Source organism: Mucilaginibacter defluvii (genome assembly GCF_039543225.1).
Taxonomy (GTDB): Bacteria; Bacteroidota; Bacteroidia; order Sphingobacteriales; family Sphingobacteriaceae; genus Mucilaginibacter; species Mucilaginibacter defluvii.
In genome coordinates, this window is record NZ_BAABJI010000004.1 from 66,535 (window position 1) to 89,331 (window position 22,797).

Annotated in this window: 24 protein-coding genes and 1 tRNA gene; 16 read left to right on the top strand and 9 right to left on the bottom strand. The window is 42.5% G+C overall.

Annotated features, from left to right (window positions below):
* Positions 1–88: 88 nt before the first annotated feature.
* Both folE and ABD960_RS17190 read right to left on the bottom strand, forming a co-directional pair.
* Positions 89–727: a GTP cyclohydrolase I FolE gene (gene folE / locus ABD960_RS17185; protein ID WP_345333031.1), complete on the bottom strand. Its 639-nt coding sequence runs from the start codon at positions 725–727 to the stop codon at positions 89–91.
* 9 nt (positions 728–736) lie between these two features.
* Complete coding sequence (locus ABD960_RS17190) at positions 737–1,153, bottom strand: 6-pyruvoyl trahydropterin synthase family protein (RefSeq protein ID WP_345334474.1); 417 nt, start codon at positions 1,151–1,153, stop codon at positions 737–739.
* Between the two features lie 77 nt (positions 1,154–1,230).
* Here ABD960_RS17190 and mqnB point away from each other — a divergent pair, with 77 nt between their 5' ends.
* Positions 1,231–1,905 carry a futalosine hydrolase gene (gene mqnB / locus ABD960_RS17195; RefSeq protein WP_345333034.1) on the top strand — a complete coding sequence of 225 codons (675 nt, stop codon included), beginning with the start codon at positions 1,231–1,233 and terminating at the stop codon, positions 1,903–1,905.
* 12 nt (positions 1,906–1,917) lie between these two features.
* Entirely contained in the window at positions 1,918–2,787 is an 870-nt protein-coding gene (locus ABD960_RS17200) for a menaquinone biosynthesis family protein (protein ID WP_345333036.1), read from the top strand.
* An 11-nt stretch (positions 2,788–2,798) separates the two neighbouring features.
* Here the strand turns inward: ABD960_RS17200 and ABD960_RS17205 are convergent, their stop codons facing one another.
* Positions 2,799–4,040, bottom strand: coding sequence for a TlpA disulfide reductase family protein (locus ABD960_RS17205; RefSeq protein WP_345333039.1), 1,242 nt, complete (start codon positions 4,038–4,040; stop codon positions 2,799–2,801).
* 535 nt (positions 4,041–4,575) lie between these two features.
* Between ABD960_RS17205 and pnuC the strand changes: the two genes are divergently transcribed.
* From pnuC to ABD960_RS17235, 6 genes are all read left to right on the top strand, one after another.
* Positions 4,576–5,193, top strand: a complete 618-nt coding sequence (pnuC, locus tag ABD960_RS17210; RefSeq protein ID WP_345333042.1) for a nicotinamide riboside transporter PnuC — start codon at positions 4,576–4,578, stop codon at positions 5,191–5,193.
* Complete coding sequence (locus ABD960_RS17215) at positions 5,186–5,725, top strand: AAA family ATPase (RefSeq protein ID WP_345333045.1); 540 nt, start codon at positions 5,186–5,188, stop codon at positions 5,723–5,725. The genes pnuC and ABD960_RS17215 overlap by 8 nt, the downstream gene beginning before the upstream one ends.
* Positions 5,726–5,810: 85 nt before the next feature.
* Positions 5,811–6,371 carry an RNA polymerase sigma factor gene (locus ABD960_RS17220; RefSeq protein ID WP_345333048.1) on the top strand — a complete coding sequence of 187 codons (561 nt, stop codon included), beginning with the start codon at positions 5,811–5,813 and terminating at the stop codon, positions 6,369–6,371.
* Positions 6,368–6,937, top strand: coding sequence for a hypothetical protein (locus ABD960_RS17225; RefSeq protein ID WP_345333051.1), 570 nt, complete (start codon positions 6,368–6,370; stop codon positions 6,935–6,937). Before ABD960_RS17220 ends, ABD960_RS17225 begins: the two co-directional genes overlap by 4 nt.
* Positions 6,918–8,261, top strand: a complete 1,344-nt coding sequence (locus ABD960_RS17230) for a DUF4097 family beta strand repeat-containing protein (protein ID WP_345333053.1) — start codon at positions 6,918–6,920, stop codon at positions 8,259–8,261. Before ABD960_RS17225 ends, ABD960_RS17230 begins: the two co-directional genes overlap by 20 nt.
* 82 nt (positions 8,262–8,343) lie before the next feature.
* Positions 8,344–9,108, top strand: coding sequence for a TerC family protein (locus tag ABD960_RS17235; RefSeq protein WP_345333056.1), 765 nt, complete (start codon positions 8,344–8,346; stop codon positions 9,106–9,108).
* Between the two features lie 57 nt (positions 9,109–9,165).
* Here the strand turns inward: ABD960_RS17235 and ABD960_RS17240 are convergent, their stop codons facing one another.
* Together ABD960_RS17240 and ABD960_RS17245 are read right to left on the bottom strand one after the other, a co-directional pair.
* Entirely contained in the window at positions 9,166–10,128 is a 963-nt protein-coding gene (locus ABD960_RS17240) for a tetratricopeptide repeat protein (protein ID WP_345333059.1), read from the bottom strand.
* Between the two features lie 55 nt (positions 10,129–10,183).
* The gene (locus ABD960_RS17245) at positions 10,184–11,041 is read right to left on the bottom strand and encodes a helix-turn-helix domain-containing protein (protein WP_345333061.1); all 858 of its coding nucleotides are present in this window, start codon (positions 11,039–11,041) and stop codon (positions 10,184–10,186) included.
* An 80-nt stretch (positions 11,042–11,121) separates the two neighbouring features.
* Between ABD960_RS17245 and ABD960_RS17250 the strand changes: the two genes are divergently transcribed.
* The 6 genes from ABD960_RS17250 to ABD960_RS17275 all read left to right on the top strand — a co-directional run bounded on the left by ABD960_RS17250 (position 11,122) and on the right by ABD960_RS17275 (position 17,973).
* Positions 11,122–12,057 (top strand): NADP-dependent oxidoreductase, encoded by a 936-nt coding sequence (locus tag ABD960_RS17250; RefSeq protein ID WP_345333063.1) that lies wholly within the window; start codon positions 11,122–11,124, stop codon positions 12,055–12,057.
* Between the two features lie 217 nt (positions 12,058–12,274).
* Complete coding sequence (locus tag ABD960_RS17255) at positions 12,275–13,324, top strand: LLM class flavin-dependent oxidoreductase (protein ID WP_345333065.1); 1,050 nt, start codon at positions 12,275–12,277, stop codon at positions 13,322–13,324.
* 679 nt (positions 13,325–14,003) lie between these two features.
* The gene (locus ABD960_RS17260) at positions 14,004–14,729 is read left to right on the top strand and encodes an oxidoreductase (protein WP_345333067.1); all 726 of its coding nucleotides are present in this window, start codon (positions 14,004–14,006) and stop codon (positions 14,727–14,729) included.
* A 68-nt stretch (positions 14,730–14,797) separates the two neighbouring features.
* Positions 14,798–15,664 (top strand): hypothetical protein, encoded by an 867-nt coding sequence (locus ABD960_RS17265; RefSeq protein ID WP_345333069.1) that lies wholly within the window; start codon positions 14,798–14,800, stop codon positions 15,662–15,664.
* Positions 15,621–16,301, top strand: coding sequence for a hypothetical protein (locus ABD960_RS17270; protein ID WP_345333071.1), 681 nt, complete (start codon positions 15,621–15,623; stop codon positions 16,299–16,301). The genes ABD960_RS17265 and ABD960_RS17270 overlap by 44 nt, the downstream gene beginning before the upstream one ends.
* Positions 16,294–17,973 carry a tetratricopeptide repeat protein gene (locus ABD960_RS17275; protein WP_345333073.1) on the top strand — a complete coding sequence of 560 codons (1,680 nt, stop codon included), beginning with the start codon at positions 16,294–16,296 and terminating at the stop codon, positions 17,971–17,973. Before ABD960_RS17270 ends, ABD960_RS17275 begins: the two co-directional genes overlap by 8 nt.
* A gap of 3 nt (positions 17,974–17,976) precedes the next feature.
* On the opposite strand, the gene ABD960_RS17280 is transcribed toward ABD960_RS17275, so the two are convergent.
* Together ABD960_RS17280 and ABD960_RS17285 are read right to left on the bottom strand one after the other, a co-directional pair.
* The gene (locus tag ABD960_RS17280) at positions 17,977–18,816 is read right to left on the bottom strand and encodes a hypothetical protein (RefSeq protein ID WP_345333075.1); all 840 of its coding nucleotides are present in this window, start codon (positions 18,814–18,816) and stop codon (positions 17,977–17,979) included.
* A 121-nt stretch (positions 18,817–18,937) separates the two neighbouring features.
* On the bottom strand, positions 18,938–19,696 hold the full coding sequence (locus ABD960_RS17285) for a phytanoyl-CoA dioxygenase family protein (RefSeq protein WP_345333077.1): 759 nt from the start codon (positions 19,694–19,696) through the stop codon (positions 18,938–18,940).
* A gap of 30 nt (positions 19,697–19,726) precedes the next feature.
* Between ABD960_RS17285 and ABD960_RS17290 the strand changes: the two genes are divergently transcribed.
* Complete coding sequence (locus ABD960_RS17290; RefSeq protein ID WP_345333079.1) at positions 19,727–20,458, top strand: class I SAM-dependent methyltransferase; 732 nt, start codon at positions 19,727–19,729, stop codon at positions 20,456–20,458.
* Between the two features lie 731 nt (positions 20,459–21,189).
* Here the strand turns inward: ABD960_RS17290 and ABD960_RS17295 are convergent.
* Together ABD960_RS17295 and ABD960_RS17300 are read right to left on the bottom strand one after the other, a co-directional pair.
* Positions 21,190–21,405 carry a hypothetical protein gene (locus ABD960_RS17295; RefSeq protein WP_345333081.1) on the bottom strand — a complete coding sequence of 72 codons (216 nt, stop codon included), beginning with the start codon at positions 21,403–21,405 and terminating at the stop codon, positions 21,190–21,192.
* 267 nt (positions 21,406–21,672) lie between these two features.
* Positions 21,673–21,746, bottom strand: a tRNA-Asn gene (locus ABD960_RS17300).
* Between the two features lie 87 nt (positions 21,747–21,833).
* On the opposite strand from ABD960_RS17300, the gene ABD960_RS17305 reads away from it, so the two are divergent.
* Positions 21,834–22,748, top strand: a complete 915-nt coding sequence (locus ABD960_RS17305) for a PfkB family carbohydrate kinase (RefSeq protein ID WP_345333083.1) — start codon at positions 21,834–21,836, stop codon at positions 22,746–22,748.
* Positions 22,749–22,797: the final 49 nt, after the last annotated feature.

A 22,797-nucleotide genomic window follows, 5' to 3' on the forward strand; every position in this document is an offset into this window, starting at 1 on the left:
GGTTTGGGGTAGTGATTAGGGGTTGGTGGTTAGAGTTTAGTAAGAAGAAAATACTGATCACTAACCTCTGATTACTAATCTCTACTCACTAACTCAATCTTGATGAAATAAGATTCAAAAATTCGGTGCGTGTTTTATCCTGCAAAAATGCACCTGTAAATGCCGATGTGGTGGTTACCGAGTTTTGCTTTTGTACGCCGCGCATGCTCATGCACATGTGGCGGCACTCAATTACCACGCCTACGCCAATCGGGTTAAGGGTTTGCTGTATACAATCACGTATCTCATTAGTTAAACGCTCTTGCACCTGCAGGCGGCGGGCAAACACATCAACTATACGTGGTATTTTGCTCAGGCCTACTACATAGCCATTAGGTATGTAGGCAACATGCGCCTTACCTAAAAAGGGCAGCATATGGTGCTCGCACATGGAGTATACCTCAATATCCTTAACTACAACCATTTGGCTGTAATCCTCCTTAAACATGGCCGATTTGAGTATCTCCTCGGCATTCAGGTCATATCCATGCGTTAGGTAAAGCATGGCCTTGGCCATACGCTCGGGCGTTTTAAGCAAGCCTTCGCGACCGGGATGCTCACCGATCAGTTTTAGCACTTCGTGGTAATGGCCTTTCAGGCTTTCAATCAGGTCGGGGTTGTAGCGGTCTATTTTTTCGTAACCGTCAATGTCGTCATCGCGGTCGGGTATGTGGCGGTTGTTATCCATCAGTAAATATTATTCGCCAAAGTATTCAGCATAATTATTTTCAGTTTCGTGCAGGCGTACCGAGTGCAGGTATACGCCTTGGTTGGCCTCAATGGGCGATTTAAGCTGGTTAAAAATCTCGATGCACAGTAACTCGGTTGATGCCATTTTGCCCTGCATAAAATCAACATCCTTGTTCAGGTTTTTATGATCCAGCTTTTCAACAATATATTCCTGTATAATGGCTTTCAGATCTTTCAAATCCATCAGGTAACCGGTTTCATAACTTATTTGCCCCTTTATGGTTACAAACAGATTGTAATTGTGGCCATGCCAGTTAGGGTTAGCGCACTTGCCAAATACCTCAGCATTTTTTTCTTCGCTCCACTCGTCCCTGTACATACGGTGGGCCGCGTTAAAATGTTCTCTGCGCGTTATATAGATCATCATAATAATTGTGGGTGCAAATATACAAAACAAAAACAGGTGAGTTGTTTTATATTAGCCATGATAATTATGCCATTATGCAGGTACTTATTGTAGCAGCCACACAGCCGGAAGTCGGCGGATTGATTTCGGAGCTCGGATTTTCAATTTCGGATTTAAATAATAACCAACTGTTAACCGCCAACCGCCAACTGCCAACTGCCAGCAACTGCGCACTGCTCATCACCGGGGCAGGTATGGTGGCTACGGCATTTGCGCTGGGCAGGCATCTGGCAACACATCAATATGACTTGGCAATTAACCTGGGCATTGCCGGTAGTTTTAACCGCAACATTGCCCTTGGTACCGTGTGCGAGGTTACCGAGGACACTTTGGTTGAATTGGGTGCCGAGGATGATGGAGCATTTATCACTATTGATGATCTCGGTTTTGGCGAAAGCCGGTTTATGGCTACTTATCCTTTACCGCCATCCGTCCATATAAAAAAGGCAACCGCCGTTACCGTAAATACCGTGCACGGCAACGAGGCATCTATACAAAAACTAAGCAGCCGCATAAACGCCGACCTTGAAAGCATGGAGGGTGCCGCTTTTTTTTACGCCTGCAAACAGGTGGGTGTGCCTTGCGTGCAGATCAGGTCAGTGTCAAATTACGTGGAGAAACGTAACCGGGCGGCATGGCAGATAGGGCCTGCCATTAAAAATCTGAATACATTTGCTGCCGAGTTGCTGGCTGATCTGTTGAAAGATTAAAATGTACTAACTATGAAACTAACCCTCGGCTTTTCGCCCTGCCCTAATGATACCTTTATATTTGATGCCCTTATTCACCATAAAATTGATACCGAAGGACTGGAATTTGAGGTTTTTTATGATGATGTGGAAACACTCAACCAAAAAGCCTTTCGCGGCGAGCTTGATATTACTAAACTAAGCTACCATGCCTTTGCCTACGTGGCCGATCAATATATCTTGCTTGACAGCGGTAGCGCCCTTGGCTTTGGTGTAGGCCCGATGCTGATCTCGAAAAAGGATTATACCGCAGGAAATGATGTGGACGAGATCATCTCCAATCTCAAATCTCAAATCTCAAATCTCAAAATAGGTATTCCGGGCAAATATACCACCGCTAACTTTTTGTTGGGACTGGCTTTTCCTGAAGCTATCAATAAACAGGAACTGGTATTTAATGAGATTGAAGATGCTTTAGTAATCGAAAAAATAGACATTGGCCTCATCATCCACGAAAACCGCTTTACTTACCAGGATAAGGGCCTGAAAAAGATCATCGACCTGGGCGATTACTGGGAGAAAAAAACCGGCTGCCCCATTCCGCTTGGTGGTATTGTGGCTAACCGTAACCTGCCTGCCGATGTGCAGCACAAGGTAAACCGGGTGTTGCGTAAATCGGTGGAGTATGCCTTCACCAATCCGAAATCAGGCTTGGAGTTTATCCGCAAACATGCCCAGGAAATGAGTGAGGAAGTGATGTATAAGCACATCGAGCTGTATGTTAACAAATACTCGGTAGACTTAGGCGAGGAAGGCAAAAAAGCCATCAGGCTGCTGTTTGATACCGCTAACGAGAAAAAAATCATCCCAGCTATTGAGGGAGGGTTGTTCCTCAATCCATAATAAAACATTTTTTATTTCTCAGCCAACAGATCATCCGTTAGCTTTTCAAATTCGTTGACGAATTCGGTATAGTGTTCGCCGGTGGCAGGGCCACTAAAGCCGGTATGAATCTTACGCACATCGCCCTTTTTATCAATAATAATGGTTGTAGGAAAGCCTACCACTTTGCTCAGGCCGGGCAGGCTCTTGGCCGCTTCGCCCTTATCGGGCGTGTAGCCGGTGATCAGTATGGGGTAGGTGATGTCAAACCTTTCCTTCAATCGGGTTAAGGCCTTAACTGACTTATCAAAATCCTTAGTGCGCTCGTAAGCCAAACCAATGATCTCCACACCTTTGGGTTGATACTTTTTATAGTAGTTAACCAGGTAAGCGGTTTCGTCCATACAGTTGGGGCACCACGAGCCCAATATCTGCACCATCACTACCTTGCCTTTAAAGCGTTCATCATTAATAGATACTTTTTTGTCATCCAGATCCGGGAAGGTGAAATCCAGCTTTTTGTAACCGGGCTTTAAGGCAGTAAGCGAGTAAGCATCGGGTAACTTAGCTTGCTCATTTTTTGTTGCTTGCCAAACATCTGTGCCGGATAGGCCCGCGTAGAATTTACCGCCCTCAATTTTATCAGCACCCGCAACTTTGGCCTTGAACAGGTAAGCATGTCCGCCATCAAAGCACGAAAGGTACAGGCTATCGCCCACTACGGTACCTTCCAAAAAGCGGTAATCGCCGGTGGTGGTCAAAAAGGTGCCGGTTAATTTGTTGCCTTCTTGTTTAAATTCGCCAACGGTTGTATCAGCCTTATCGCCCTCACCAAATATGGCCGACCAGCGCCCGCCAACGTTTGCGGATGCCGGCTTCTTATCCTTAAAAAAGCGCCATTGGGTATTGGGTGTGGCTGTAAAATCCATCGCCACGTTGTCAGTAGCTAAATGTTTTATCCATTTGCCTTGTAAACCGCCATCAGATGCTTTAGCTAAAGCGAATTCTGAATCGAACAAAGGCATCTTGATAAATACCGAGTCGCCTTTGGTAGTTACATCAGGTACGGTAAAACGCTCTGATCCGTTAATGATGCTCAGTTTATACTTGCCTGCACTATCGGCCAGCTCAAAGTTAAAGGGTATGCCCTCGCCTGCCGATGTTTTTAAAACGCCCCGCCAGGTACCGGTTTTTAATGCGGATGGTTGATTACTACAGGCGGCCAGTACTGTGGCCGAGAATATAAATAGTCCTCTACGGATATACTGAATCATCTTTAAAAAAGTCTACTAAATTAATATACTTTCAAAGGTAAGTAATTTTGCCTTATTGGCGAATGGTGTTAAACAGGAAAACCAAAAATGTATAAACAAAAAAAGAGAGCATTTTTACATGCTCCCTTTCCCCTAATTAATTTAAACTATTGATTAAACCCAAAACAAAGAACATAACATCTCAGCCTGGGCGTCTGAGAATTCGATTAAAAAATGTTTTTCACAGGTAGACGTTGTTTCTATTCTCTTTTCACAGATATAAACGCAAGGTCATCCAGTAATTAACAAACAAGGAGCCACGAAAGAGATCGATATGTAACTAAGCCGTTACAATAAGCTGTTTATAGCTCGTACCGCCTAAATAAGGGTTAAAAAAATTATTCATAGTTTAAGCGTAAGCCCGTTTATTTAAACTTTTGGGTAAATAGCGGACAAAGTGTATGTATTAAGAAACACATACATGTAGCTTATTAAATACAAAGTGTAGCTTTTGTATGCAAATGCGAACACTATTTAAAACGCTATATTTGACATAATGAATTTTAGCGCCGAGTTGCAGCAATGGTGGCAGTACCAAACCTGGTACGAACTTATTGCTGTACTTACCGGACTGGCCTGCGTTTACCTTGCAGCACGCAACAGTATTCTTAACTGGCCCTTGGCAATCATCAGCGTAAGCATTTATCTATACATATTTTATAAGGCTCATTTATTTGCCGACATGGGCCTGCAGGTTTACTTTTTGGGCATGAACATTTATGGCTGGTATTACTGGCTGCGCAAACCCAACGGTACGGGCCTGGCGCCGGTTGCGGCAATAACTACAAAACAAATGGCCATTGCAGCACTGAGCATTTTTACCGTTACCGTAATATTAGGCAGCGGCTTGCGGTATACTTCAGCATCATTCCCTTACCTGGATAGTTTTTGCGCGGCATGCAGCGTGGTAGCGCAAATACTTATGGCGCGCCGCGTACTGCAAAACTGGCTGCTATGGATTTTTGTTGATATAATTTATGTTGGTATCTACTATTTTAAAGATTTGCACCTCACCGCCGTTATGTACGCGGTTTATATAATTATGGCCGCCATGGGTTGCATAGAGTGGCGGCGCGAATACCATAAACAGCAACAAAGTACCTTAAATGGATAAAAACATTGTTAAGATAGCAGTTGTAGGGCCTGAATCCACAGGTAAATCAACTATGGCAACGTACCTGGCTGAGCATTACCATACCATTTGGGTGCCCGAATACGCTCGCGAATATTGCGAAAACCTAAACCGCGAATATACCTGGCAAGATGAACTGAATATGTTTTACGGCCAGCTGGAGCTTGAGGAAAAACTTATACCCCGGGCTAATAAGCTACTGATTTGCGATACTACTTTTATCACCATAAAAATATGGAGCGACCACCTGTTCGGCCGTTCGCCGCAGGAAGTTTTGGATGAGCTTGCCGACCACCCGTATGACCTTTACCTACTGCTTGATATTGATATGCCCTGGCAGGACGACCCCCTGCGCGATTTCCCTGATCTGCGCGAACATTTTATGGCCATATGGCACCGTGAACTACAGGCATTAAATGCCGATTATAAGGTTGTATCGGGCCTTGGCGCCGAACGGCACGCCAATGCCGTTGGCGCTATTGACCAATGGCTGCAAAGCGCTGCCGAAAAATAATTTAACATTCTGATAATATTTTGTGCTGATGGTGCAACACCCCGATATATCTGCTGTCTAATAGACTGAAAGCTGAATATCACAATTGGAAGCCATATACATCGACAAACATTACAACCTGGTGGTTGAATGCAAGCAGGGCAGTAAAAAAGCCTGCTATGAGCTCTATCGCCTGTACTCAAAAGCTATGCTGAACATTGCCTATCGAATAGTGGGCAATATTGGCGAAGCCGAAGATGTACTGCAGGAAGCTTTTTTGCATGCCTTTAATAAAGTGCACGATTTTAGGCAGGAAACCACCTTTGGCCTATGGCTCAAACAAATTGTTGTATCGCGATCCATCAACCTGCTCCGTAAGCGCAAACTGGAGTGGACTGAACTGGAAGACGAGAAGATGATGAACATACCTGAAGAGGAGATAGATGAGGACGAGGAAAAAAATTACAAGGTAGCCGCTGTAAAAGAGGCGATGAAGGAGCTCCCCGAAGGCTACCGAGTAGTGATCTCGCTTTACCTGCTCGAAGGATATGATCATGAGGAAATAGGGCAGATTTTAAATATTACAGAAAACACATCGCGTACACAGTTTTTACGCGCTAAACGAAAACTGGGCGAAATTTTAAGCAGAAAAGGAATAACATCATGAGCAAGCGATTAGAAGATTTCATGAGAGCTAACAAGGACGAGTTTAACGACCTTGAGCCACGTATGGAATTGTGGGACAGTATTGAACTAAAACTCAACCTGGCCTCAGAGCCGGAAAAGACAAAAAAAAGTGAGGCCAAAACATTCTCGTTAGGCTTTGTGCTAAGGGTGGCGGCCAGTGTTATTGTAGTAATGGGTGTTTGCTTTGTGCTATACCTGCGCAACAGCAGCAACCAGGGCATTGAACTGGCCGATATTAACCCGGCGTATGCCAAGCAGCAAATGCACTATGCATCATTAGTGCAAACCAAACGCAATGAGTTAAAAACGGTTGCCAAAATAGACCCTCAGCTGTATCATGAATTCAGCAAGGAAATTGCTAAAATGGATTCGGCTTATACCCGTCTTAAAAGTGACCTGGCAACCAGCCCTAACCAGGAGCGTACCCTGCGCGCCATGATACGCAACCTGCAGATACAAACCGAGGTGCTTAACCAGCAACTGAATGTGATAGAACAATTTAAAGAATTGAAAAAAGAACAAAAAAATGAGATCAAAAATATATAAGGTATTTTACCTGCTGCTGGCCTTTGTTTTGGCAACCGGCATTGTATCGGCACAAAAAAAACCGGCTGCTCCGGCAAAAACAGTTAAGCCGAACACTAAAATTGTGCTGAGCGGCGGCACGTCAGTAAGTGATGATATTGATGCAACCCTTAATGATTTAAAGGTACAGCTAAAGGATTTTCATGTTAACGTCAATGGCAAGGAGCTTAAAAAGCTTAACCAGGAACTTGCCGTAAGCCTTAAAAATATGAATAAGGATTTAAACCTGAGCCTGGCTAACCTGGACAAAAGCCTTGCAGCAGTAGGCGACATTGATATTGACCTCGACGATATTGATCTGGATCTTAGCCGTGTGAATGTTAACAACAGCACCATAAACAGCGTTGATGACGATGACGACCTGGAAGAAAAGGTAAAAAACTACAGCAAAACTTACCCTGCCGACCGGAATGATTTGTTAAGTATTGATAACCGCTACGGCAAAGTAACCATTAATACCTGGAACAAAAATGAATTTAAGGTTGATGTACAGGTAAAGGTTGCCACCAACAAAGAGGGCCAGGCCCAAAAAATGCTCGACGAAGTTACCATTGCCGACGGGCGCGACGGGCAAACCGTATGGTTTAAAACAAACATGGGCAATAGCAACAACAGCGGTTCGTGGTCGTTTATCAGCGGCAGCCGTCGCAGCATTCGCCGTATCGAAATAAACTACACCGTTTACATGCCGGCCAAAAACAGCCTGGCGGTTACAAACCGGTATGGGAGCACCGTGCTTCCGGATTTATACGGCAAAGTTACCATCAATCATTCATACGGTAATTTTGTGGCCAAAACGCTGAGCAACCCGGCTAATGATATTAATGTGAAATACGGCAGCGCTACTATTGAGGGCCTTAACGGCAGCGATTTAAATGTGGCATACGGCAACCTTAACCTAAGCGAATGCGAAAAGCTTACAGCTAAGGTAAGTTATGGCTCGGCCAAAATAGGCAACATCAAAACCTCGGGCAATATTAATGTAAAATACAGCGGTGGCCTAAACATAACTTCGCTTGATAAAAGCCTGAAAAACCTTGTGGTAAATTCATCATACTCCGGCGTGAAAATAGGCGTAAGCGAACCGTTAAATGTTGATTTTGATGTAACCGTACACTACGGCAGCTTTAATTACAATAACGATGTGGTTAACGTGGTAAACAAAAACCCGTCTGACGAGGAGCGCGGCTTTAACCCTACCAAAACCTTTAAAGGCAAGCTGGGTAAAGGCAGCAACGGCACAATCGTTATCAATTCAAATTATGGCAGCGTAAAGTTTGAATAATTTTTACTCTGTTAAATACTAATTATTAAAACCCTTGCCCTGTGGCGGGGGTTTTGTATTTTAGCGACACTTTACACATAGCATGGAAATTTTCTCGAACCCGGAAACCTGGATATCTCTCATTACCCTAACAGTACTGGAAATTGTATTGGGTATTGATAATATTATATTCATCTCGATACTTGCTGATAAACTACCGGCAGACCAACAGGCCAAAGGCAGACGTATGGGCTTAGGCATGGCACTGATCACGCGTATATTGCTGCTGTTATCTATAAGTTGGGTTATGCGCCTTACCTCACCATTGTTTAACCTTTCGGGAATATTTGGCATAACTGACCCGGAATGGGTAGAAAAACTGGCCATCTCCGGCCGGGATCTTATCCTGCTGATTGGCGGCTTATTCCTGATCTACAAAAGCACACACGAAATACATGGTAAAATTGAGGGCGACGATGATGACACCGGCAATGTAAAAGGCCATTCGTTTTGGGGCACTATTTTCCAGATCATGATACTGGATATAGTTTTCTCCCTTGATTCGGTGATCACGGCAGTTGGTATGGCTGATCACGTGGAGATTATGATAGCCGCGGTGGTTATTGCCGTGGGTATTATGATGTGGGCATCGGGCAGTGTGGCTAACTTTGTAAACAAACACCCTACGGTTAAAATGCTGGCCCTGTCGTTCCTGCTACTTATCGGCGTATCGCTATTGGCCGAAGCGCTGGAGCAACATATCCCGAAAGGATACATTTACTTTGCTATGGCCTTTTCGGTAATGGTTGAAATGCTTAATCTTAAAGTTAAAAGCAAAAGCACCGGTAAGGAAATCGTAAAAAAGTAAAATAGCGCCTTGGCAAACGCGGTCATTGGTGGGCTTGCCGAAGCACCTACAATAATTCTAAAACTCCTGCCTGCCACTTGCTTTTGCCCGTGCAGCAGCGGCTTTATCAACGCTCTGGCTTATATGATCGGCAAATTCGGCCATACGGTCGGCTTGCGCCAGCTGGTAATATCCGGTAGCTAAACTGCTTAAAAATGGCTCGGCTTGCTTTTCAAGTACTAAGCCGAGCGCTTTGAATACCGCGCTTAACTGTTTAGCCAGCAGTGGTGCCGTTGCCCCGCCCTTCTTTACGCCACCAACCGCCAAAGTAATAGCCTGATTCAACTTTTTATTCAACGCATCTACCACAGGAGCTTTTTCGCCCGGCACCAGTTTAAGGGAACCACCTTTTAAAATACTTTGCAAATTGCCGTAAGCTTCGGCACTACTGACCCCGTTTGGTTCGAGCGCTAAAAAACGGCAAAGTGCCAGCAGGGCCGGTGCCCGCTTGTTCTGATGAAATGTTACCAGCGCGTATAGGCGCAAGCTCGCAGTGTGTTTCGGATCGGCCGCGAGCACGGTAAGGGCGCTTTTCTCAGCTTCAGCGTACTGCCTAGCCCTGAAATACGCCAGGGCGATATTATAATGCAATGTATAATCATCGGGCGCGGCCTTTATAGCCTGCAAATAGCTTTCAACCGCTTGTTTAGGTTGCCGGTTTTTATCATATATACTACCCATCAGGCTGTAGGCCGAAGCAGTAACCGATGCTGACGGACCGGCAGCAACCACCGTTTGCAAATAAGGTATGGCATCCACCCCTTTCCCGGTAGCGTTCAAGCTAAAAGCCATTTGATAATTGGCAGTGCTGTTATCAGGTTCTAATTTTAAGGCGGCTTTATATTTTTCAATTGCGCCGGCATGCTCACGCTTCGCGGCAAGCTCCGTACCTTCCTGCACTAATGTACGTGCATCCTGGGCATTGCAATTTAACCAGACGCTAAATACTACAAGTAATAAATATTTCAAAGCGTGTTTCATATTTTATCTACTAACGGTCATGATACCGTTTTTAACTCATCCACCTAAATAAAAATCAAACTACTGCCTTCAGCCTTTGATAATTCATCAGCCTGAACGCTTTAGGGCTTATACCTTTATTATTGCGGAAAAATTTATTCAAATGGCTTTCATCTGTAAAGCCAAATTCATCAACAATTTCGCCCAGCCGCTTATCGCTGTGGATCAGCCGGTGCTCAATCAAGGTTTGCCGGTATTGTGTAATATACTTTTGCAGCGTGCTGCCGGTATGCTGCTTAAAATATTTACCCAGGTAATTTACAGATACATTGAAATGCCTGCACAGGTATTCGGCACGCAGTTTTTCCGGGTAGTAAATATTGGCCTGTATAAAGTTGAGGATGTTAACGGCCCGTTGATCCGCATTTTCAGATAGCTCCAGGTGCAAAAACTTGGCGATGTTGCGGGCTACCAGTACAATCAGCGTATTCACATATTGCTGTATCAGCTCCTGGTTATAAATATCACGGCTTTCATATTCCCTGATAATGGCATCTACCAAAGGCTTAACCACCTGCTTATCCACAATATTTTTTAAAATACAGCCAGGCTTATGGTTGGCATTTTGCAATATAAATTCCAGCTTTTGAATATTGCCGGTTAAAATACCCGACTCCCGGATATAAATGTCATTAAAACGCAGGTAGAAGAAAGTGGTTGTGGTCTTCACCTTAAACGAATGGCAGTCTTCCGGTGTGATCAGGAACATATGCCCGGGATGATAAGCAAACTGACTTTGATTGATACACTGCGTGCCGGTACCGTCAACAATGTAAACCAATTCAAAAAAGCTATGCTTATGCCCATCGCGCGTACCTTCATCCAACGTTTCGTATTCGATAGAAAAAGGTTCATGCAAATCCTCACGTTTCATATTTATACAGATTTATAGCAAATTTATACCAAATAAATGATTAATAAAAAGTATATTTTTGCCTTATAAGAATACAGATCATGAAAGCATTTATTTTAAATAACCCCGGTGACGTCAGCGAGCTACAGCTCCAGGATATCGAAACACCAACTATCCAGCCGGGCGAAGTGCTGGTAAAGATAAAAGCCATCAGCATTAACCCGGTTGATGTAAAAAGCCGTACCGGCAAAGGTGTTTACGGCCGTATTAAAGATCAAAGCCCATTGATACTGGGTTGGGATATATCGGGTACGGTTACCGAATCGCAATCTGAAAAATTCAAGGCGGGCGATGAAGTATTCGGGATGGTGAACTTCCCGGGACACGGCAAAGCGTATGCGGAGTATGTGGCCGCACCGGCAGCACAGCTTGCTTTAAAGCCTGCCAACATTTCGCACCCGGAAGCCGCCGCCGCAACACTTGCCGCCTTAACCGCTTACCAGGCTATGGTGCACAATGCGCATGTACAATCCGGACAAAAAGTACTTGTACATGCCGCGGCAGGCGGTGTAGGGCATTTTGCCGTACAACTGGCAAAGCATCTGGGTGCTCATGTTACCGGTACATCATCCGCACGGAACAAAGATTTTATATTGAACCTGGGCGCCGATGCGCACATTGATTATACTACATACGACTGGGCAAATCATCCCGAAGAATTTGATTTTGTTTTGGATGGCGTGGGCGGCGATACTATCGACACATCAATACTGGTAACCAAACCAGGCGGCACGGTAATCAGCATCCCGACCGGCCTTAACGAGGCAGTTACCGAAAAAGCCAAAGCAAAGGGTGTTAACGGTTACTTCATCCTGGTGAAGTCCGATGGCTATGATATGCAACAGGTTGCTGCTTTGCTCGAAAAAGGCACCTTGAAAGCACACGTATCAGAAACTTTTCCGTTTGCTGAAATGGCTGAGGCTCACCTGCAGGTAGAAAGCGGACGGACGGTTGGCAAAGTGATTGTAACGCTGTAATAAATCAGCAACCGATAAACAAAGCCGCCTGAGGCATTATGCACCTCAGGCCGCTTTGTTCTGTACGGTGATTAATTGCACATAGCGCCCGCTTAAACCATAAAGAAAATTACTTTCAGATAGATAACGGCTATACCAATGCAGGCGAACTTTTAAGAACTTTGAATAATATAGATTTTAATCGTTCAAACCCAACAAGGGTTAAACATGCATAAAAATGAAAAACGACAAAATAGCATACTCTATACTGGAATTGGCGCTGGTGGCAAAGGGCAGTACTATCAAGCAAACGCTTAATAATTCACTCGAACTGGCAAAAACGGCTGAGGCAGCGGGTTACACTCGCTTTTGGTTTGCCGAACACCATAACTCCGCGTACGTAGGTAGTAATGCTCCAGCGTTACTCATCGGTTATATTGCCGACAATACGAACAAAATACGCGTAGGCTCGGGCGGTGTAATGCTGCCAAACCACTCACCGCTTGTAGTTGCCGAGCAATTCGGCACGCTGGCACATCTTTATCCCGGCCGTATTGACCTGGGTTTGGGTCGAGCTCCGGGTACCGACACCGACACCGCACAGGCTATCAGATCTGATTTTATGCGGGCAGCGCAATCTTTCCCGCAGGAAGTAGCCAAAATACAGCACTATTTTGATGAAGCTAATCAGTCATCAAAAGTAAGAGCCGCCATTGCCGAAGGAACGGGCGTGCCCATTTATATTTTAGGCTCCAGCACCGACAGCGCCCATTTGGCGGCTAAAGAAGGCCTGCCTTATGCTTTTGCCAGCCATTTCGCGTCAACTCACCTGCTCGAGGCGCTGGATATTTATCGTTCGGAGTTTCAACCATCCAAATTTCTGGACAAGCCGTATACCATGGCAGGCATTAACGTTTTCGTTGCTGATACAAACGAACAGGCTGAAGGCTTATTAACCACGCTGATCAAAATGTTTGTAGGGGTGCTCACCGGAAAGTCGGACGCGTTACAACCACCGGCAGAACTAACTGATGACCTAAGGGAAATACTAAGACACCCGGCCGTTCATCAAATGTTAAAATACTCCTTTGCCGGAACAAAGGCTACGGTAAAAGAGCAGATCACAGACTTTTTGGAAAAGACCAAAGTTGACGAACTGATCACTACTTCACCAACATTTTCGATTGATGACCGCCTAAAATCGATCCGGCTTTTTGCAGAACTGATGGATGAAATTAATCAGCATAACTATATGAGCGCCGCCCAAGCCGGTAATTTATCAGTATAATCAGCGAGACTTAAGGGCATAAAAAAAGCAAGCGGACCGTTTTAACGTGCTTGCTTTTTTGCTCCTGAGGCTGGGCATAATTCGAACCAATTGATGGAACAATTGAAGATATTGAACGACTTGAAGGTTGATTGATTAGCATTTAATCCCAATTGTGTAATTTAAATTGTTTATGCCACTATAATTAAAGATTTGCTTTTCCGAATGTTCAATTACATCTTAAAACTGCTTGCGACAACCGATACAGAAAGTACTGTATTATTGACAGCAATTAGTTATGAAATTCAGCATCAAATTATAAACTTTTTTTGACCTGAATACAGGTCGTATTGGTACAATCCTATTTCCGAAGTGCTGAAAACTTCGTTAAGAGAAATTACTTTTCTTTATTTCGCAATCTGTTATTTGATAGTGAACAGATTTACTTAATGTATTCCGCAAATTTGAGAGTACTAATGTACTATTTAGGTGTACGAGCTTTAAACAAGAGAATACTATTGAATGAGTGTATTCCGCAGGAAAGGATCCCAGAGAATACTATATAAAACATATAATTCTACGAACTGCATAGAAACCGTGCGGTAAGCATAAGAAGTGTGATTTGTCATTTTAGGGGAAGTTGTTTTTGGCTTACAATTTGTTTTTAGAAGTTTAACAATAATTTCCAATTTTTTAAGAGATGGTTCATTCGAAAAAAATTGTTTGCATTACGGGAGGTACAAAAGGTATTGGAAAAGCCATCGCGGACTATTTTATTAACTCCGGAGCTACCGTCATTATCGCCGCAAGATCACCTATTAAAGTAAACAATTCAGATTTACACTACATAAGGGCTGACGTAAGCAACCCGAAAGACATCCAAAATCTCGCAAATTTCATAAAAGCCAAATTTAAATACGTAGATATCTTGATACATAATGTTGGTGGTTCCGTTATCAAAAGGAGTGCGATAGAATTGACAGAGGAAGACTGGCAGTTATCCTTAGATAAAAACTTGACCCCCGCAATTCGACTTAATAAGTTGTTGATCCCCGGAATGATAAGCCATCAGGGCGGGGTCATTATTCATGTCACTGCACTCCAAGGCCGTAGACCCATCCAAGAGTCGCTCCCTTATGCTGTTGCTAAAGCCGCTTTGCGAATGTACAGCAAAGGTTTGGCCTTGGAACTTGGAAAAGATAATATAAGGGTAATCTCTGTTAGTCCGGGATTAATTGAAACCGACCGTAAAAGAAAAAATAAATCTAAAAATAGAAATTCAGTTGGGGTCAACGAAATTCCGTTGGGAAGGTCAGGAAAACCGATAGAGGTAGCAGAGTTAGTAGGATTTCTTGCATCAGATAAAAGCTCTTTCATTACTGGCAGTGAATATGTGATAGATGGAGGCGCAACACCTACCTTGTAATCTCATCTGGTGTTATTTGGACCTGTGAAAATAAATAATTAAATTGTTCACAGTATTAAAATACCCAAATGACGGACCTTATCTGCTGCACTATCGTTACGCCTTCACACATTAGTAAGGCGGTTACACTTTTAGAATCTCTTAAAATACACAATGAACAATTTAAGTTGGTTATCTTAGTAACAGAACCAATTTCATTTCATTTAGATTCTATAGAGGTAATTGAATTAAAAGATTTTGTGTCAATCAACGAATCAGCGGCCTTAACTAAGTCGACTTATCAATTTAATTTTGACGCCCTGAGGTGGTCTTTAAAACCCGTACTTTTAAGTCATTTGTTAAACAGACAAAAAGAAGCGTTTGTAATCTATTGTGATTGCGACATGTATTTTTTATCAAACCCTGCAAAGCTTATTTCCGGACTTAAACGTGGCGGCATTGTATTAACACCACACTGGCGACCACTTGAACCCTCTCCTTCTATTCATAATTTCCGGCTCAACTTTCAAGATGGGTTATTCAATGCAGGTTGTATCGCGGTTAATAAAAAAGGGCTGGCCGCCTTAAGTTGGTGGTCGAGATCCTGTCTTTCAGGATGCGAGATAGATCGCGCTAACGGCCTTTTTCACGACCAGCGCTATCTGGACCTAATGCTAATTTACTTTCCGAATACCGTCGTTTGTCGTGATTTAGGTTATAATGTTGCAGATTGGAACCACCAAACTCGGTATGAATGGCTTAGCAAAAAAAAGAATTTGCATATAAGCCTTATACATTTTTCGGCGAATACGGTTAAAAAAATCTTGGCAGGTAAAGACCCAATGCTCGAACCGTTTTACAAAGAATATACGTCTCACCTTAATCAAACTTTGAATAAACTGATTACAAGCAATGTCATTAATTACGGTTTGCCTAACAAATTGGAAAAGGCCTGAAAACCTCGAAAAAATTATAGCTCAAGTCCGAAGTCAATCCGTTCCGGTTAAGATCTTCCTATGGAATAACGGTGAGTCGATCATCAACAATGATATCGACTGGTATGTTGAATCGTCGCATAACGCGATGTGTTCCCCAAGGTGGTTCATGGCAGCGAATGCAGATACTGAATTCGTATGCATATATGACGACGATCTTTTTTTAATGGATAATAATATTTTTGCGGATATAGTTAAGTTGGCAGATAAATCTCCAAGAGGTAGCATATTTGGCCCAACAGGAGTAACCTTGAAACCAGGAACTCATTACAGGGATGCAGAACACCATTATTCTTTTAGATCGATTAAACAAGAAGATATTCGTTGCGACATTATAAAAGGGTCAATGATGTTAATGAGAACGAGCGAACTCCAAAAAAAAGTTAACCTGAATATTTTCAAATTTAAAAGGGAAGAAGACATCATTGTATCTGCGCTTATGGCCGACTGTCAATTAAATCAGCACTATTGTTTGTTGAGTTTCGGGGATAGGTTTAACAGCGTTGGAGACGATGATGTAGCCCTTTGGCGGCACGATGGACATATGGATGCTAGAGAATTAGCCTGCAACGAATTTTTTCCGCAGCACAATGATTAACCGTAAAAAACCTCAATTAATCGCAAAATTGCTTAGTTGTTGTGGCATTACGAGATATATCTGCTTTGATGAAGCTTCAGCATTGGTTCGGGGGTTACGTGATCAAGGTGTAATAGCTATTTCTTATCAATCACCTTTACCAAATAGCGATGTCCCTTGTGTTTTTGTTTTCGACTGTAGTGATGCTAAAACTAACAGTTGTCTGGAAAAGGCTATTCAATTGAGCAAACTAAGCAAAGTCAGCCACATTGCATTCTTAAATTTTTATTCTTTAAATACTGAACATTTTTTTAAAAAAATGTTTAATGCTGGTTTTGAAATCCATCCAAGCTCTTTTTATTTCGATGGAGATGAGGTAGTAGATGCTATCATTTTTTCAAAACTGCCGGACGTTCACTATAAAAAATCTTATCTTGTTAAAGACTCTCCTGATGGCGAATTTACGACGCCCAAGCTTCATAAACACGTTATTGACGTTGGGAAAACTCTTATCTCAGATTTCAGTACCATGATAGTGTCAGGAGACATGGTAGGCACACTGGCTTACTCCCTTTCCTGTGAAGTGTTAGGGGACAACATTATTGAAATTCACAGGAAAGACTCTTCAAAAGAATACTTCGAATCAAAATATCCAAAAAAAAACATTATTCGCACATCCTTTCTGGAATTCGATAGTGATGAATATATGGAGAAAGTCGACTTCGGCTTGCACGTAACTTCTTATCCAGCGTCATCTGACAGTGAAATAATTAAAAAGGTTATCTCCTGTCTTATGGCCGGTAAGCGACTTAGCATTATAATAAAAATTGAAGGAATAGAATCACTCTCATCAAAAGATCTACAAGAGGATTTGAAATCGATATCCCAAGGCCATCTTCAGCTTGATAAAATTGATAGAATCGACCCTGCGTCCAAATTTATAATTTGCCATTTTTTAAAGTGCGTAAATCTCGACTCAAATTACACTTCACCAACTCTACCAATGGGTTTGAGTCATCCAGAAGTTTTAAATTCAATGATCCTGTTTGGCAAACGGTTCGCCACCCCAGCTGTTCTGAATAAGCATGCCTTGGAGGTGTTGTTCGTGTCAAGGCATTTATCTGCCCAGGAAGGCGCTGCCCTCTGTGTGCTATTGTATCGATTTATTGAGTTGCTAAAAAAAGGTTACAAGCTTTCTGACAATGCGGATGCGATAATACTACGAATAACTAAATTCCTTGAAAAGGCTCCAATAGATAATAGAAGTGTTTTACGCTGGCTTATCTCGCTATCATATGCGTACGGGTTATATCTGCATTATTCAGGTGACTTTGAACTTGCGGAACAGTATTATTTGAAATGCACAACTTTTGATCCGCTTATAGTAAATCCTCAAATGTCAAGTAAGACACTTCTGGCCTACGTTAGCTTAGGCAGATATGCTTTGGCTCGAAACGATGTAAAAAAAGCTAAACAAATATTCAGAGCGGGCCTTGATTTAACTGAAAAAGCAGTAAAGAGCAACTGGGTAATCCTAATGGGAAATCGGCTAGATCGGCCAAACAGATTCGGGCTACCTGAACTAACAAATGTATTGAATCTAGGTGCCAAATGTGCCGACGCACTCAATGTGTTATCGATAGAGGACGCCGATCAAGGATTGATATGGAAGATTATTGACTCAGTTAAATAAGATTCACCCGTCCTCTTTACGGTCGGCAAAATAATTTTGAATATATTCATGTAAAGGTTTATTATTTCCACTCCACTCCCAACATTTCATTTGATTATACCGCAAATCGACTGATGGGTCAAAATGATGTTCATCAAGCTTTCGATGACGATCTGTCCAACCCCGATTTTGCAAATCTCCGTGCCACAAATGAAACGCTGATCCAGGTAGATAACTAATTGAGCCGCAAATATCACTGTAAAACGGTTTTGCCCATGACAAATAATGTTCCGCTCGTGCACCCTTTAAGTGCGTGGTTATAATTGCTTGTTCAAATTGGCCAATTGCAGCAGCTGCCAGCATGCGATCACCGCTTCCAAGAATCATTACATCATATAAATAATGCTTTTTTATAAACGAAACTCTAGCAGCCCAAGCAATTCCGCAAGCATTAAACCTAAAAGCCTGGTAGTTAGCAGGTGTACCTAAATATACAGCCTTATCGTTTTGATGAGATGCAAATGAATATCCGCTTGGAAGCTTTGAGTTAACATCACAGATTTCAGGCAATTCAAATTTGCCCAAATCGAATAAATTTTTAAACAACTGTATCATGGGCACTTCCTTCAAAAGCCTTACGGCTTGCTCTTGCCAATCATTATCTTCAAATACAATATCGCAATCAACCCACGCGACATATGTAACACTGGCCGGAAGTCTTTCAATTCCAATATTAATTAATCTTTCTTTATGCCACATAACTGAATTACTTCTAACCTGGACGAGAATATCAGCATCTTTTTCCGTCAGAACGAATTCTTCCCCTAAGAGCGCGAGTTCTACAGTAAGTAATTTTGCATTCAAACGATTACGAAATTGACAGTAATTTTTAAATCGCTGTACATACCTTCCAGGGTTATAATACGTCGTTATTACGTAAAAGCATTCCATGATTTAAACATTATATCATTTCACTTCCTTAACATCAAATTTCATCTATTATAATGCATTCAGGGCGGAGCATATCATCCCAACAGATAGGTGTTCTATAACTTGGCGGAATCAGAACAATTTCATCAGTTCCCGAATATTGTGCAATTAAAGCGGTCCTTGTTTTTTGACTGGTATTCTCTGAAGCATGCCATAAGCGTCCAGAAAAAATGAAATAATCGCCTTCATCGCAAGGGATCTGAACTATTGATGCCTCCGGATCAAATTGCTGCGCCTTGGCAAGAAGTTCTGGCTCTGACAATTCACCGAGTTCCTGCGGTGTCACACCCCAATTCTGCGACCCCGGAATCACTTTCATGCAGGCCATAGAAGACGCATTGCGAAGCCCTAAGAAAACCGATAACCCAGTCCACTTATAGTGCTCTATATCGCCGTGCCAGCGATGAGCTTGACCGGGATGCCTGGTCGTGATGGTTGCCCCCCATGCCATAATCCTTTTGCCATGCAGCACAGTTAGCATTTTGATTAGCTTTGGATGGGTCACAATTTCAGAAACGCGTGAAAGATGACAATGTAAACTTTTGAACCACAGGAGTTTTCCCGATTTGTCATAAGCATATTCATCTTTCACATTAGGCCAATAAAATTCGCTTTTCCGCAAATGAAACTCATCAAGCGTGGCGTTTATGAAATTGTCGTCAATTAACGAAAAAGGACCAATCCACCCTTGTTTTTCAAAGCGTTTGCATTCATCGACAGTCAAAGACATAGTTGGATTTGTGATAAAGTTCATTTAAATTTAGGAAAATATAACATAAACCTTATGCTTGACGAAAACTATTTAAATAATTTACCATTTAAAGCGAGAGGAATAGCTAAAATGACTGGCTATTTGGGAGACTTTCTGCAATTTATAGATGAGTTTCCTAATCGTCCCTTGCGTGTTCTCGAAATTGGATTCGGATTTGGTCAGTTGGTAGCAGAATTATCATATCTCTATAAGGACCGTGTTGACTTGTTTGGTTTTAATAGTTTGGAAGACCCCATCAGCGTTGAAAAAATAATAGAAGTTGCTCGCCACCTGAATACTATCCCGAATACGGACTCATTGAGTAGTGACTTTCTAAATATACAATACGGCGATGCAGGGAAATCACTTCCTTATCCTGATCTGTTTTTTGATCTGGTGCTAAGCCAGGTATGCATTCCTTATGTCCAAGACAAACTGCATTTAGTAGAGGAAATCTGTCGAATTCTTTCACCCTCTGGAATGGCATATTTACATGTTGGCTTCGAGCATGAGAGACTATGTGACGGTACCATTGACCGATGGGAAACACTCACCTTGCATGATGATAAAGGAAAGATTCACCTAAATCGTTTTTTTAACAATTTTGAGGGTTTTGATTATTATAATGCAGAAAAAGGGTCTGTCCTTAAAATAAAAGGAGGCAGTCACCCTTTTTTTAACATAAGCAGTTTTACAGTTACTGATAGATCTGAGATGCCATCCGGTACCTATGGCTCCTGTTCTCACTATCTCCTTAAAGAGTAGAAAACCTATAATTAATTTACTTGGTTTCGCTCTGGATAGTTCGAAAAAGGCAGAATGCGCACAATTTCATCAGGAAATCTGTATCAGCCGAAGATTGTGCAGTCGGGAGCCTACTATATTTACAACAAATGTGACAATGAAATTCTTGACGGACTCGAACGGTATGTGAGTAATTACCTTTACCATGCGGACTACCCGTCGGAATCGGAAAAATTCAAGTAGGTAGACGCTGAAAATGGACAAAGTTACGTCATCTGTAAAGGCCTTTGTTATTTAAAAATGATTTACGCACTCCCTGCTTTAGCGGGTAAGTGGCCCTGAGAATAGCATTTGAAAGACGTTAAACGGTACAGCCGAGCATAGAAACATTTCAGGGCTTGCATTATTATGAACGTTCAATGCCGCCAGTCATCTTTCCGTGCGTTGTTGCTGTATCCGATAGTCCCGATGTCGAGAAAGACCACAATTTTGTGGTTACCGAAAATATTGGCAATTGGTATAGTCAGATTATATATCTGTTAATTTGATTATACTTTTTGTACATCACTGGAATCTCTTGGCGAAACGGCAGCACGTTGCACTGTACTAAATTCCTAAAGCAGATTACTCTCATAGAGATGTAGAGCATTGCCGACCGAAGGCAGTCTATTGGTAGCTTGTTTACATCAACGACAAATACTTTTTCCCTGCCAAATCTGCAATCAGATTTTTAAAGGGCGATAATTCTCCGATTAGAGGCACCCTCTCGCCCGCGCCTGCAATCTTAAGAACAACGGCATATCCACGGATCGACACGCTGTGCGGGCATATATCAGTTCAATTTCCGCCAATAATGTCAGCAATTGCATTACAGCGACTGCCTCGTCTAAACTCAATAAAATGCTTTCTTTTTTAATAACGAGATAGCTACTTCTGGTGCTATTTTTACTTTCTCCTATTGTATCCATTGCTTTTAACAAATAATATAGGCTGGTCTCAAATATCAATGTTTAAGCACTTTTAGGGTTGAAAACTACCGAAGGTTATTAAATTGAAATTTTGCCTTAATTTTTCGAACAAACCTCTTAATGCCAAACAACATGGTTCGATGTTCCGGTCTGATACACCAACTGGGATTAAACCGATTAGGGCATTTTATTGAACAAGCAACAACGATTTAGGTATTTATTGAAAAAAATATAATAAAAAAAGCCTCACAGACATGTGAGGCTTTGCTCCTGAGGCTGGGCTCGAACCAGCGACCCTCTGATTAACAGTCAGATGCTCTAACCGGCTGAGCTACTCAGGAATGCTTTTTACCGATTGGGTGTGCAAAAGTATATTTTCTGCTTTAATTTCACAATATTTGCGGAAAAAAAATTTAAAATATTTTCACATGAGTTTGGTTGTTATTGGCACCGTGGCGTTTGACGCTATTGAAACACCCTTTGGTAAAACTGACAAAATTGTCGGTGGATCAGCGTCTTACGCGGGTTTGTCGGCTTCATATTTTTATGATAAAGTTAAAATTGTGGCCGTAGTTGGCGATGATTTTCACCAAAGCGAAATAGACGATTTTAACGCGCATGGCATCAATACCGAAGGCCTGCAGGTAAAAAAAGGTGAAAAATCATTCTTCTGGGCAGGCAAATACCATAACGACATGAACAGCCGCGACACGCTGGTTACTGATCTGAATGTGCTGGCTGATTTTGATCCCATCATTCCGGACAGCTACCAGGATTGTGAATACCTGATGCTGGGCAACCTTACCCCGCAGGTGCAGCAAACGGTTATCAGGCGTTTAGCCAAACGCCCTAAACTGATTGTGATGGATACCATGAACTTTTGGATGAACATTGCCTTGGATGACTTGCTGGATACACTGAAAATGGTGGATGTATTGACCATTAACGATGAAGAAGCTCGCCAGCTATCTGGCGAGTATTCATTGGTAAAGGCAGCTGCAAAAATACTGACCATGGGGCCTAAATACTTGGTTATTAAAAAAGGTGAGCACGGGGCTTTACTGTTTGATAAGGACTCTGTTTTTGCGACACCGGCCCTGCCGCTTGCCGAGGTGTTTGACCCAACCGGTGCGGGCGACACGTTTGCCGGCGGTTTTATAGGTTATTTGGCCAAGGTTGGCAGCATCAATTTTAATAACATGAAGAATGCGCTGATCTACGGCTCAGCCCTGGCATCATTCTGCGTAGAGAAATTTGGCCCCGAACGCATAAAAAATCTTACACAGGAAGAAATAGCAGAACGCGTACAGCAATTTGTAAAGCTATCGAAGTTTGAGTTATAGGCCCCCTGCCCCCCTGAAGGGGGAAAAACGGTTTATATAGGTTTTTAAA